Here is an 11,948-nt window from a genome sequence, read left to right on the forward strand (position 1 = left end):
GCGCCGTTCAGGCGCTGCGCGATTCGCTGTCCAGGCTGGCCATCTGCGCCGCGGCATAGCGGTCGCCGGCGGCGGCGCCCTTGGGCACCGCGCGCTCGATGGCCGCGAAATCGTCAGGTCCCAGCTTCACGGCCAGCGCGCCGAGCGCCTCTTCAAGCCGCGTGCGCTGCCGTGCGCCGATCAGCGGCACGATGTCGTCGCCCTGTGCCGCCACCCAGGCGATGGCAATCTGTGCAACGGTCACGCCCTTCGCGTCGGCGATCCGGCGCAGCGCCTCGACCAGTGCGAGATTGCGTTCCACGTTCTCGCCCTGAAAGCGCGGGCTGTGCGCACGGAAATCCTTCTCGCCCGCGGCGTCCTTCTTCCAGTGCCCGCTGATCAGGCCGCGCGACAGCACGCCATACGCGGTGATGCCGATGCCCAGCTCGCGGCAGGTCGCGAGGATGTCGTCCTCGATGCCGCGCGAGATCAGCGAATACTCGATCTGCAGGTCGCTGATCGGATGCACCGCCGCGGCCTTGCGGATGGTGTTCGAGCCCACCTCCGAGAGGCCGATGTGGCGCACGTAGCCCGCCTTCACCAGGTCGGCGATGGCGCCCACCGTCTCCTCGATCGGCACGTTCGGATCGAGCCGCGCGGGGCGGTAGATGTCGATGTGATCCACGCCCAGGCGCTGCAATGAGTAGGTGGCGAAGTTCTTCACCGCTGCTGGCCGCGCGTCGTAGCCGACCCAGCCGCCGGCCGGATCGCGCATGGCGCCGAACTTCACGCTGAGCAGTGCCGCGTCGCGCTGCGAGGGCTTCAGGCTCTTGAGCGCTTCGCCGATCAGCATCTCGTTGTGGCCGCTGCCGTAGAAGTCGCCGGTGTCGAGCAGCGTGATGCCCGCATCCGTGGCGGCGTGGATGGTGGCGATGCTTTCCGCGCGGTCGGAGGGGCCATACATGCCCGACATGCCCATGCAGCCGAGGCCGATCGCGGAAACCTTGGGGCCGGTGGCACCGAGTTGGAGGGTGTTCATTGGATCTGTCCTTTCAGAGGGGCCGGACGCGATGGCGAGCGGCATGGCGGTAGTCTGGAAGCAAACACCCCGTTCGATAATCCACCCGAGACTGCACGGGTTGTGCGGAAAAACGCACAATTGCCCGATGACAGAACCCGATCTCTCCGACCTGGGCGCCTTCGTGGCCGTCACGCGCGCGCGCGGTTTCCGGGGCGCGGCCGCCCTGCGCGGCGTGTCGCCCTCCTCGCTCAGCGAGGCCATGCGGCGGCTCGAGGCACAACTCGGCGTGCGCCTGCTGAACCGCACCACACGCAGCGTGACCCCCACCGAAGCGGGCCAGCGGCTGCTCGATCGCATCTCGCCCGCGCTGGACGACATCGCCGGCGCGCTCGATACGCTCAACAGCTTTCGCGACAGCCCCACCGGCACCCTGCGGCTCAACGTACCGACCATCGTGGCGCAGCGCGTGCTGCCGCCGCTGGCCAGCCGCTTCCTGCGCACGCACCCGGGCATCACGCTGGAGATCACGACCAACGACACCTTCATCGACGTACTCGCAGCGGGCTTCGACGCCGGCGTGCGCTACGACGAGAGCATCGCCCGCGACATGATCGCTGTGCCCCTGGGTCCGCGCACGCAGCGCTTCGTGGCCGCGGCGTCACCGGGCTACCTCGCCGAGCACGGCGTGCCGAAGCACCCGACCGATCTGCTGCAGCACGCCTGCATCGGCCACCGCTTCCCGAGCGGCGTGCTTGCGGCCTGGGGCTTCGTGCGCAAGGGAAAGGCCGTGAAGATCACGCCGAGCGGGCCGCTGATCGCGTCGATGCTCGACCTGGAGTTGCATGCCGCCGAGTCGGGCCTGGGCGTGATCTACACCTTCGACGAGTACCTGCGCCCTTCCATCGACAAGGGCACGCTGGTGCCGGTCCTGGAGGACTGGTGGCAGAGCTTCTCGGGGCCCTTTCTCTACTACCCGAGCCGCACGCACATGCCGGCGCCGCTGCGGGCATTCGTCGATTTCCTGAAGGCACAGAGCCTGTCGACCTGAGGCCATATCCTGCGGAGCCATCGCGCTGGCCCGGAGGCTTTCAGCCCGCTCGAGCGCGTGCCTTGCCCCTGGACGCTCCACCTTCGGCGGCCGCTTCTCCACGGATGCCCTCCCTACTGAATGCGCAGGACGCATCGGGAGCGACAACGACGGAAACCGGCCATCGACACACTGAGGCTGACCTCGCGCACCGGATCCAACAGTGAGCAATATCCCCGGCCGCAGTGCTGCCCGACGCCCTCTGCCGCCGCCCTCCTACGGGGTGAGTCGCTCGGCTGCGCATCATGCAGCCATGGACCGATTTCAGCGTCATGCGCCACGTGCGGGGAAGGCCAGCGGATGACAAAAGCGTCTCTCCTGGCCGCCGATGCATCAGGCAGCCCTCGCTCAGTCCGCCTCCTGCCTTTGTGCAAGGAGGCGATCAGCGCGTGGATCGACGATCTGGCGCCCAGCATGGGAGCGGCGATCGCGTACTACACGATGTTCTCGCTGGCGCCGCTGCTGATCATCGTCATTGCGGTGGCGGGCGCGCTGTTCGGCACGGAGGCCGTGCAGGGCCAGATCGCCGCGCAGCTGTCGGGCCTGGTGGGCGAGGAAGGCGCGCTCGCCGTGCAAGGCCTGATCCGAAGTGCCAGCGAGCCCGAACGGGGACTCATCGCCGGCGCGATCAGCATCATCGTGCTTGTCGTGGGAGCAACCACGGTCTTCGCCGAACTGCAGAGCGCGCTCGATCGCATCTGGCATGTGCCGGAGCGCGCAAAGCCGCACGGCGTGTGGGGCGTCCTGCGCGCGCGCGTGCTGTCGTTCGGACTGATCCTGGGCCTGGCCTTCATGCTGATGGTTTCCCTCGTGGTGAGTGCCGCCCTAGCCGCTCTCGGCACCTGGAGCACGAACCTCGTACCGGGATGGGAGCTGATGCTGCAGGGCCTCAACCTGCTGGTGTCGCTCACCATCCTGACGGTCCTCTTCGCGATGATCTTCAAGTTCATGCCAAGCGCACCGATCGCGTGGCGGGATGTCTGGACCGGCGCGGCCGTCACGGCGGTGCTGTTCGAGATCGGGAAGGTGCTGATCGGTCTGTACCTGGGCAAGAGCGGCGTCAACGAGTCGTTTGCGGCGGCAGGTTCGCTCGTCGTCCTGCTGGCCTGGGTCTACTACGCGGCGCAGATCTTCCTGCTCGGCGCGGAGTTCACCAAGGTCTACGCCCATGCGCACGGTTCCGTGGCAGCGAGCAAGGCACAAGCTGCCACCCAGGAAACAGCGCGCCAGGCCGAAGCGGGAACGGACGATGTCGAACGAACGCCCCGGAGCCTGCGCGAACCTTCGGAGGCGCACGCGGCTGTGGAGCGCAAGGAGCTGATCGTGGCGATCGCTTCGCGGGTCATCGTGGTGGCGGGTCTCGCGATGCTCCGCTCACTGCTGAGCGGCAGGCGCCGCACTTCACGCGCGCGGCATCGCCGAGGCCCGACCTGAGCCCGGCGTCGCCATGCTGTCGAGGCCTCGGCTCCGAGGCGACACATCGCCCGGACAAGGCACTCAGGCCGGCATGCTTGCTTTGAGCAGGCCGCGCGCCGGAGCGCCACCGGCCAAGAGCGCACCGGCCTCCGTCCCGGGATCGGAGCCCGCGGACTTTCGTGGCACGCGGCGGCGGGTGACGTAGTCCGGGTGGATGCAACGCTGGGTGCCGTCCTCGAAAGCCACGGTGATGGATCCCTCCGTCGAGGCGACGACGACGCCCGCCCCGAAACGCCTGACCTTGACCGGATCGCTTTCGGCGAAACGCACCGGCGCGCGGGCGGGCGTCTTCTCCTGAGGGCCCCGGGCCACATCCGCAGTCGCTGTTGTCGACTGCGTGTTCACGAGGATCGGCTGCGCCAGCGCGGCCTCGTGGGCTGCGATACGACGGCAGTTGTCGCATGTGCCGCAGCGCTTCGCGTCGGCCGAAGGGTCCAGATCGGCCAGCAGCATCTGCCAGCGGCACTGACCCGACTGCGCGTACGAGAGCATGCGCTCGAGCGTCTCCCGGTCCTGCACCCGGCGCTCCTTGTAGGCGTCCAGCATCTTGCCCAGGTCGGCGCCCGAGACTGCCTCCCGTCGAAGCGAGATCTCTCCTCGCCGGCCGATGCGCAGCAGCTTCTCCTGCCGCAGCAGCGCCACCGCGGCCTGCATCCTGCTGCGCGGGCGATCCAGGGCGGCAAGGAGGCTGGTCGAGGTCCAGCTCTCGTGGGCAGGCGGCGCGGCAAGCAGCTGGCGATAGACCGCATCGAGGTCCTCGAGCTGGGGATACTTTCCGGCCAGGAAGAACTGCTGAACCGCACGGTCCTTGGCGTGGAAGAGCAGAACACAACGTGCTCGCTGTCCATCGCGGCCGGCGCGGCCTGCTTCCTGGTAGTAGGCGTGCAGGCTCGACGGCATCTGGGAATGAACGATGAAGCGGATGTCGGGCTTGTCGATGCCCATGCCGAAGGCGTTGGTTGCCACCATCACCCGCGCGGCACCGCTCATGAAACGCTCTTGCGCTTCGTCACGCTCGCGCGCTCCCAACTTGCCGTGATAGAGCGCGACCGACTCGCCGCGCGCACGGAGAGTCTCGAAGGCCTGCTCGGCGGCCTTCACCGTGGCTGCGTAGACGATGCCGCTGCCGCCTTCCTCCTGCACCAGCTCCACGATGCGTCGCTGGCGGTCGTCCTCGTGCTGCATCTGCTCCACCGCGAAGTGCAGGTTGGCGCGATAGGCACCCGTGTCGATGAGCCCGCTGCGCGGGATTCCGAGGTGCTTCATCACGTCGGCGGCAACCTCCGAGCCGGCCGTGGCGGTGAGTGCCAGCACGGTGGGACTGCCCAGCGCCCGGATGGCAGGGCCGATGTCCAGGAAAGCCGGCCGAAAGTCATGGCCCCATTGCGAGATGCAGTGCGCCTCGTCCACCGCCACCAGGGCGACCGGATGGGCCGCGAGTTGCTGCAGGAAGGCGTGGTCGGCGAGCCGCTCGGGCGTTGTCAGCACGATGCGCGCGCTGCCGTCTCGCAGCGCCGTCTCGGCCGCAGCGAGCTCGTCCGCCGAGAGGGCACTGTTGACCTGGATCGCCTGTACACCCAGGGCCCTGAGCTTGTCGCACTGGTCCTTCATCAGCGCGATCAGTGGCGAGACCACCACCGTGCGCCCTTCCAGCAACATCGCCGGCAACTGATAGCACAGCGACTTACCCGCACCCGTGGGCATCACGGCGAGCGTGGACAGCCCCTGCATGACCCGCTCGATGACTTCGGCTTGACCGGCGCGCAATCGGGTGTGGCCGAACACGCCGCGCAGGGTTCGATTCAACTGGCTGGAGGATGACCGCCGCCCGGCGGTGGCAGGGGATCGGGTCGAAGGCATCAGCGCTGTCCGCTGCCCTGGTCGTCGGCCTCTTCGCCCTCGCCTTCCGAATCGACTGCAATCTCGTCGGCCAGGTCCTGCGTGCTCAGCGCCTCCGGGTCGTCCACCGAACCCTCGACCTCGGCTGCGGCATCCAGGAGGACGCCCACACGGTCCGGAAGGATGTCGGCATTGGTCGGGGTTTCGAGTCCGCCTTCGGCCGCCGCTTCATTGACGCCTGATGCGTCGCTGCCGCTGTCGCTGGAGTCGCTCGGTCCGAGGCTCTCCGCATCGGTGCCCTTGGGTGTGATCGGCGCGCGCTCGCCGCCGAGGATGCTGCTGGTTGCCATGATCTGCCATGCCTCGATAGAAAGGATGCGGCGAGACTGCGCGCTGCCGGGCGTCGAGAAAGTAGGAGATTTGCGCGTTCCGACCGCTTCCGAAATCGGTCGAGACCCAGCACGGCATGGCAGATGCCTGCGCGGTGCGTTCGGCCACGTCCGCCCGCCTCCAGCCGGGTGCACAGACATTCGCAGGTCCCGTACGGCATTCCATCTCGGGCATCATCGCGGCTGAATCCTGTGTCCCTGTCACGTTGCGGAGCCGCCCCTTGAATGCCGTTTCGACCACATCGCTTCGCTACTTCGCCGAGGTCGTGCGCACCGGCTCGCTTCGTGCGGCGTCGGAGACCCTCTTCGTGGCCTCCTCGGCCATCAGCCGACAGCTCGCGATGCTGGAGGATGCGCTCGGCGCGCCGGTCCTGGAGCGGCGCCAGGGACGCGGCAAGGTCAAGCTGACCGCCGCAGGCGAAGCGCTCATGCGCTACTACAAGAACGTCGGTAATGAGACGCGGCGGCTGCATTCGGAGATCGAATCGCTCCAGGGCCTCAAGCGCGGGGCCATCAACTTCGGCATGCCCGAGTCGCTGGTGCGCGACCTGATGCCCAGGTTCCTGTCGAAGTTCGCCAGCCGCTATCCCGGCATCTCGTTCAATGTGCATGTGGCCGGAAGCCCCACGCTGGCCAAGCTGGTGCTGGAGGATGAACTGGATGCCTGCTTCACCTTCGGCGACGTCGCGATGCAGGACCTGTCGATCCTCTATTCGCGTTTGCTGCCGCTGTTCGTGCTCGTGCCCAAGGGGCATCCGCTGGAGCACTACGAGACGCTGCGGCTGAGCGACTGCGCCGAATACAGCATGTCCACGCTCGACACGTCCCTGTGGGCCAAACAGCAGTACGACGAGATGCTGGCCAAGGCCAAGATCCGGCCGCGCGTGGCGCTGGAGACCAACTCCTACGAGCTCATGCGCAACGTGGCGGCCGCAGGCATGTGCCTGACCTTCACCACCCGGCCGCTGGACGACCCCTTCGGCAACCCGAGGGCCGGTTCCTACGTGCCGCTGAAGGACCCGCGCGCCCGTCCGCAGCGCTTCGCGCTGAGCGTGCACAAGGGCCGCAACCTGCCGCTGGCGGTCGAGGCCTTCCTGAGCGAGTTGACGGCCACGCTGGAAGACATCGAGCGGCGTGCCAAGGCCGGGCCGCCGCGTGCGGCCGCGACCTGAGCCGGGGAGTCGTCAGACGGCGGCCGCAGCCAGCTCGGCGGGCGTCTTGTACTTCTGCACCGCCGCGAAACGCTTGACGAGGTATTCGCCGGACTTGATCGGCGCATGCAGCGGCTCGCCAGCCTCGGGCGCGAACTCCGGCAGGCAGGCCACGGGCGTGTCGTAGTCCAGGTTGAAGAAGGTCGGGATCGAATAGCGCTCGCGCCCTGTGCGATTGGCGACGCGGTGCGGGTTGGACACATACACGCCATTGGTCCAGACCTTGACGAGGTCGCCCAGGTTGATGACCAGCGTGCCCTCGATGAAAGGCGCAGCCACCCATTCGCCGCTGCGCGTGCACAGCTCCAGCCCGCCGATCGGGTCCTGCGCGAGGAGCGTGATCATTCCGTAGTCGGTGTGCGCCGCCGCGCCCAGCTCGAGGTTGGTGAAGGATTCCTGCGGCGGGTAGTGGAACAGGCGCGCCTGCACCATCGGCTTTTGCGCGTACTGCAGGAAGAAGCCTTCGTCCTTTCCGACCGCCACGGCGAACACGCGCAGCAGGTTGCGGCCCAGTGCGATGGTGGCATTGAAGTAATCCATGGCAGCCGATTCCAGCCACGGCTTGTCCTGCGGCCAGCGATTGGGGCCGTGCAGGGGGCGGCCGCTGGCCACGTCGGGGTCGCTCAGGGGCAGGTCCAGGCCCAGTTCGTAGCTTTCCTTCAGGTCCGGCTTGTGGCCGGGGTGCTGCGTCACGCCGATGGGCATGAAGCCGCGACGGAAGCGCTCGTCGATCCTGTCGCGCAGCCGCTCCTCCATGGGCAACGACATGTAGCGGCGCGTCGCCTCGAAGGCTTTGTCGATGGTGGCCTGCGGCACGCCGTGGTTCTTCACGTAGAAGAAGCCGGTGTTGGTGCAGGCCGCCTTGAACTGCGTCACCAGCGGCTCGATGGAGCCGCCGGCCAGCCAGTCGCCCAGGTCGAGGATGGGCATTTCCTCGGCGGAGGCGCGGCGCGGCGCGTCGACTTGGTGTTCTTGGGTGTTCATGGGTTTGGCTCCTTGGTTGGCATGAAGGTGTTCAAGAGCCGCGCGACAGGTCGGTGAACGCGTCGGCCCAGAAGATGGCGCGCCGCGCGATGGTCTTGACCACCGCGTGCAGCACGATCCCGATCAGGGACAGGACGATGAGGATGGCGAACATGCCCGCCGCATCCATCGAGAAGTTGCGCTGCAGGATCAGGTAGCCCAGCCCCGCCTGCGCGCCGACGAACTCGCCCACGATGGCGCCGATGACGGCGAGCACGATGCCGATGTCCAGCCCCGCGAATACGTAGGGAAGGGCGTGCGGCAGCCGGACCATGCGGAACACGTGCCAGCCCGAGGCAGTGAAGGCGCGCATCAGGTCGACCTGGTCACGCGGTGCCGAGCGCAGCCCCACGATGGTGTTGGCCAGCACCGGGAAGAAGACGATGGTCGCGGTGATCACCACCTTGGAGGTGGTGCCGAAGCCGAACCACAGCACGAACAGGGGCGCCACGGCCACCTTCGGCACTGTCTGGAAGGCCACCACGTACGGGTAGAGCACGGCCTCCAGCACAGCGCTCTGGCCGATCAGCGCGCCCAGCACGAAGCCGGCCAGCGCCCCGGCCGCGAAGCCAGCCAGTATCTCGTAGAGGGTGACGCCCAGGTGCGGCCACAGCTCGCCCGAAGCGAGCACGTCGCGCATCGCGCCGAGAACGCCCGCGGGCCCGGGGAAGATCAGATGCGACACGCCGAAGGCGGACACGATCACATGCCAGAAGGCGATCACCGCGATGAAGAACAACGCGATGAGCGTGCGCCGCCGGGATGGCGTGAGGCGGCCCGGCAGGTTCGCGGGGGTGTTGGCGTTGCTGCTCATCAGTCGAGCCCTCCACTGGCGTTCAGGTTGGCGCGGATACCAGATACGTAGGCACCGAAGCGCTCGGTGTTGATGACATCCAGCGTGCGCGATGGCAGGTCGACCTCGATCACCTGCGTGACGCGGCCGGGCCTTGGCGACATGACGATGACGCGGTCGCCCAGGAACACCGCCTCGGGAATGCTGTGCGTGACGAGCATGATCGTGGCGCCCGTGCGCTCGCGCAGCTTGAGCAGCTCCACGTTCATGGTCTCGCGCGTCATGGCGTCCAGCGCGCCGAAGGGCTCGTCCATCAGCAGCAGCATCGGATCGTTGACCAGCGCGCGGGCGATTCCCACGCGCTGCTGCATGCCGCCGGAGAGCTCGTTGGGGTACTTGGTCTCGAAGCCGGACAGGCCCACCAGGTTCAGGTAGTGGAGAGCGCGCTCGCGCGACGTCTTCGCGTCCCGGCCCTGGATCTGCGCGGGCACGAGCACGTTGTCGATGATGTTGCGCCAGGGCAGCAGCACGGGCGCCTGGAACACCACCCCGACGTCACGGCTGGGGCCGGTGTGCTCGCGCCCGCCCAGCTCGACGTTGCCGCTGCTCGCACGCTCCAGCCCCGCGAGGATGCGAAGCAGGGTGCTCTTGCCACAGCCGCTGGGGCCCACGACGGTGACGAACTCGCCGCGACGCACGCGGAAGTCCACGTCCTGCAGCGCGACCACATCGCCGCCATCCTTGGAGCGGAATGTCTTGCGCAGCCGGTCGAAACGGAACGCCGTCGCGACCTCTGGTGCGGCCTGAGCTGCTGCGGCAGCGCTCATGGGGTGTCCTGCTTGCAGATACATGGCGTTGCTATTCCTTCGCTTCCAGCTCAGGCCCGACGGCGCGCGCGAGCCAGTCGTCCACCTGTGCGAACGCGGCCAGGCGCTGCTCTTGCGGGATGAAGGCGGCCTCGAAGCTGTTTCGCGCGAGCTGGGCCAGGTCCTGCCGGCTCAGGCCAAAGGCCTGCCGGCAGGCCAGGTAGTTGTCGTTGACGTAGCCGCCGAAGTAAGAGGGATCGTCGGAGTTGACGGTGACGCACAGGCCCGCATCGAGCAGCCGCTTGAGCGGGTGCTCAGCCACCGAGTCGATCACCTGCAGCTTGAGATTCGAGAGCGGGCACATGGTCAGCGGCATGCGGCGCCGTGCCAGCTCGCTGACCAGCGCGGCATCGTCCACGCAGGCGTTGCCGTGGTCCACGCGCTGCACCTGCAACAGCTCCACCGATTCGCGCACGTAGGCGGCCGGGCCTTCCTCGCCGGCATGCGCCACCACCTTGAAGCCCAGTGTGCGGCAGCGCTCGAAGAAGCGCGTGAACTTGGCCGGCGGGTTGCCCACCTCGGCGCCGCCCAGCCCGAAGCCCAGCAGGCGTTCGTGCCAGGGCGCCAGTTCGTCGAGCATGGCCAGCGCCTCCTCCTCGCTGCGGTGGCGCTGCGCCACCGCGATGAGGCCGCCGGTGATGCCGTCCTGCGCGCGGGCCTCCTCCATGGCGCCCAGAACGCCATCCATCACGGCGGCGATCGGCACACCGCGCGAGGTGTGCCCCTGCGGGCCGAAGAACAGCTCGCAATGCAGCACGCTGTCGGCATGCGCGCGGCGCATGTAAGCCCGCGTCACGTCATGGAAGTCCTGCGCCTGCACCAGCACGCGGCAGCCGTCGTAGTAGAGGTCCAGGAAGTCCTGCAGGTCGCTGAAACGGTAGGCCGCTCGCAGCTCTTCCTCGGTGCTCCAGCGTATCGCCACGCCATTGCGGCGGGCCAGGCGAAGGAACAGGTCGGGCTCGATGGAGCCCTCCACGTGCATGTGCAACTCGGCCTTCGGCAGGCCGGCCACGAATTGCTCCGGTGTCATCGCGGCCGCCGGCTCACAGGCCCACGCTGCAGGACCGGGCCGCATCGATGACCGCGTTGCGGTCGAAGCGGTTGATGGCTTCCACGAAGCCCGGCTTGAGGTAGAGCATGGATTCGGGCGGCAGCGTGCGCTTGATCAGGCCGTCCTTGAGCATCAGGTCCTGCATGCGGCCGTAGGCGGCCGGGCTCATCGAGCCGATCAGCTTGCCGCCGTTCATCGTCTGCGCGGCGGACATGGTGTCCAGCTGCGTCTGCAGCAGGGCCAGATCCCACTTGGCCAGGGTGGCCTCGTCCGCCCCTGTGGGCTTGGTGCTGGGGAAGTTCTTCCAATGGATCTTGCGTGCGCATTCGGGATTGGTCTGCGCAAAGAGCGTGGCCTTGGCCGCCCCACGCGAAATCGCCTCGACCATTGCGGGGTCGGCGTCGATGGTCTTCTGCATGGTCGCGAAGGTGAAGTCCGGCAGCGCGCGCCAGCTGGGGTCGAAGATCACGCGCATCCTGGTGCCCGTGTTCTGGAAGCCGGTGAGTGCCGAGCCCCAGAACATCAACGCCTGCACGCGGTCCGACTTGAGGGCTTCGAGCGCCGGTGCGCCGGCACCGGTGGCGATGATCTGCACGTCCTTGTCCGGATCGACCCCGTTGGCGCGCAGGTAGCCCTTGAGCAGCGGCATGCCGCCGGTGCCCAGGCTGAAGATGCCGATCTTCTTGCCCTTGAGGTCGGCCGCCGTCTTGATGCTGCTGTCCTGAGGCACGCCCACGCCCCAGTCGATGACGCCCGTGCCCATGAGGCCGCGCACCGCCACGTTGTTCTCGGCGTTGGCCTGGATCAGGCCTGTGGAGTTCACCTGCGCGAAGTCCACGCCGCCGGCCACCATCTGCTGGATGCCTTGCAGCGATCCGCCGGTCGTGACGATCTTGACGTCGTAGCCCTCGTCCTTCCAGTAGCCCAGCGCGATGGGCAGGGTGAGCCATGGGTAGGTGACGTTCACCACCTGGGTGCCCAGGGCGATGGTGACGGGCTTCAGGGGCTTGGCGGATGACTGCTGAGCCTGCACCTGCAGGGCCAGCAGGCCGAATGCGGTGGCTGCCGCCAATGCCGCGAGGCGATTCCAACGGGTGCGAAGAGAGTGCTTCATCGAGTGGCCTTGAGGGAAAACTTCCGACGAAGGTTATCGATTGGAATGCGCGACTGCAGATCAATATTTAGAAGGAAATGATCGAATAATCAGAGCATT

The 11,948-nt window shown here is 67.6% G+C and carries 11 protein-coding genes; 3 read left to right on the plus strand and 8 right to left on the minus strand.

Translation table 11 applies throughout. The annotated features are described in order from the left end of the window. Nucleotides 1-7 precede the first annotated feature (7 nt). On the minus strand, nt 8-1,018 hold the full coding sequence (locus FHY06_RS23455) for an aldo/keto reductase (protein ID WP_184606456.1): 1,011 nt from the start codon (nt 1,016-1,018) through the stop codon (nt 8-10). A gap of 127 nt (nt 1,019-1,145) precedes the next feature. On the opposite strand from FHY06_RS23455, the gene FHY06_RS23460 reads away from it, so the two are divergent. Together FHY06_RS23460 and FHY06_RS23465 are read left to right on the plus strand one after the other, a co-directional pair. Then, the gene (locus FHY06_RS23460) at nt 1,146-2,048 is read left to right on the plus strand and encodes a LysR family transcriptional regulator (protein WP_132753128.1); all 903 of its coding nucleotides are present in this window, start codon (nt 1,146-1,148) and stop codon (nt 2,046-2,048) included. 339 nt (nt 2,049-2,387) lie between these two features. Further along, a complete protein-coding gene (locus tag FHY06_RS23465) occupies nt 2,388-3,521 on the plus strand; it encodes a YihY/virulence factor BrkB family protein (RefSeq protein ID WP_184606457.1) in 1,134 nt (377 codons plus the stop codon). Nucleotides 3,522-3,584: 63 nt separating this feature from the next. Here the strand turns inward: FHY06_RS23465 and FHY06_RS23470 are convergent, their stop codons facing one another. Further along, the gene (locus FHY06_RS23470; RefSeq protein ID WP_184606458.1) at nt 3,585-5,423 is read right to left on the minus strand and encodes a RecQ family ATP-dependent DNA helicase; all 1,839 of its coding nucleotides are present in this window, start codon (nt 5,421-5,423) and stop codon (nt 3,585-3,587) included. Then, nucleotides 5,423-5,752 (minus strand): hypothetical protein, encoded by a 330-nt coding sequence (locus FHY06_RS23475; RefSeq protein ID WP_184606459.1) that lies wholly within the window; start codon nt 5,750-5,752, stop codon nt 5,423-5,425. The genes FHY06_RS23470 and FHY06_RS23475 overlap by 1 nt, the downstream gene beginning before the upstream one ends. 260 nt (nt 5,753-6,012) lie before the next feature. Here FHY06_RS23475 and FHY06_RS23480 point away from each other — a divergent pair, with 260 nt between their 5' ends. Beyond that, the gene (locus FHY06_RS23480) at nt 6,013-6,963 is read left to right on the plus strand and encodes a LysR family transcriptional regulator (protein ID WP_184606460.1); all 951 of its coding nucleotides are present in this window, start codon (nt 6,013-6,015) and stop codon (nt 6,961-6,963) included. A 12-nt stretch (nt 6,964-6,975) separates the two neighbouring features. On the opposite strand, the gene FHY06_RS23485 is transcribed toward FHY06_RS23480, so the two are convergent. The 5 genes from FHY06_RS23485 to FHY06_RS23505 are packed head-to-tail and all read right to left on the minus strand — an operon-like array spanning nt 6,976 to nt 11,849. Then, complete coding sequence (locus FHY06_RS23485) at nt 6,976-7,986, minus strand: isopenicillin N synthase family dioxygenase (protein ID WP_184606461.1); 1,011 nt, start codon at nt 7,984-7,986, stop codon at nt 6,976-6,978. A gap of 31 nt (nt 7,987-8,017) precedes the next feature. Next, on the minus strand, nt 8,018-8,839 hold the full coding sequence (locus FHY06_RS23490) for an ABC transporter permease (protein WP_126185640.1): 822 nt from the start codon (nt 8,837-8,839) through the stop codon (nt 8,018-8,020). Beyond that, complete coding sequence (locus FHY06_RS23495) at nt 8,839-9,645, minus strand: ABC transporter ATP-binding protein (RefSeq protein ID WP_019657192.1); 807 nt, start codon at nt 9,643-9,645, stop codon at nt 8,839-8,841. The genes FHY06_RS23490 and FHY06_RS23495 overlap by 1 nt, the downstream gene beginning before the upstream one ends. A gap of 31 nt (nt 9,646-9,676) precedes the next feature. Then, complete coding sequence (locus FHY06_RS23500; protein ID WP_184606462.1) at nt 9,677-10,714, minus strand: adenosine deaminase; 1,038 nt, start codon at nt 10,712-10,714, stop codon at nt 9,677-9,679. Between the two features lie 13 nt (nt 10,715-10,727). After that, a complete protein-coding gene (locus FHY06_RS23505) occupies nt 10,728-11,849 on the minus strand; it encodes an ABC transporter substrate-binding protein (RefSeq protein ID WP_260310617.1) in 1,122 nt (373 codons plus the stop codon). Between the last annotated feature and the right edge of the window lie 99 nt (nt 11,850-11,948).

The sequence above is a fragment of the Variovorax atrisoli genome, from assembly GCF_014195185.1.
GTDB lineage: Bacteria > Pseudomonadota > Gammaproteobacteria > Burkholderiales > Burkholderiaceae_C > Variovorax > Variovorax atrisoli.

Excerpts from the sequence above, each read along its gene's own strand:
- FHY06_RS23455 (WP_184606456.1), bottom strand. The coding sequence starts at position 1,018 with ATGAACACCCTCCAACTCGGTGCCACCGGCCCCAAGGTTTCCGCGATC.
- FHY06_RS23460 (WP_132753128.1), top strand. The coding sequence starts at position 1,146 with ATGACAGAACCCGATCTCTCCGACCTGGGCGCCTTCGTGGCCGTCACG.
- FHY06_RS23465 (WP_184606457.1), top strand. The coding sequence starts at position 2,388 with ATGACAAAAGCGTCTCTCCTGGCCGCCGATGCATCAGGCAGCCCTCGC.
- FHY06_RS23470 (WP_184606458.1), bottom strand. The coding sequence starts at position 5,423 with ATGCCTTCGACCCGATCCCCTGCCACCGCCGGGCGGCGGTCATCCTCC.
- FHY06_RS23475 (WP_184606459.1), bottom strand. The coding sequence starts at position 5,752 with ATGGCAACCAGCAGCATCCTCGGCGGCGAGCGCGCGCCGATCACACCC.
- FHY06_RS23485 (WP_184606461.1), bottom strand. The coding sequence starts at position 7,986 with ATGAACACCCAAGAACACCAAGTCGACGCGCCGCGCCGCGCCTCCGCC.
- FHY06_RS23490 (WP_126185640.1), bottom strand. The coding sequence starts at position 8,839 with ATGAGCAGCAACGCCAACACCCCCGCGAACCTGCCGGGCCGCCTCACG.
- FHY06_RS23495 (WP_019657192.1), bottom strand. The coding sequence starts at position 9,645 with ATGAGCGCTGCCGCAGCAGCTCAGGCCGCACCAGAGGTCGCGACGGCG.
- FHY06_RS23500 (WP_184606462.1), bottom strand. The coding sequence starts at position 10,714 with ATGACACCGGAGCAATTCGTGGCCGGCCTGCCGAAGGCCGAGTTGCAC.
- FHY06_RS23505 (WP_260310617.1), bottom strand. The coding sequence starts at position 11,849 with ATGAAGCACTCTCTTCGCACCCGTTGGAATCGCCTCGCGGCATTGGCG.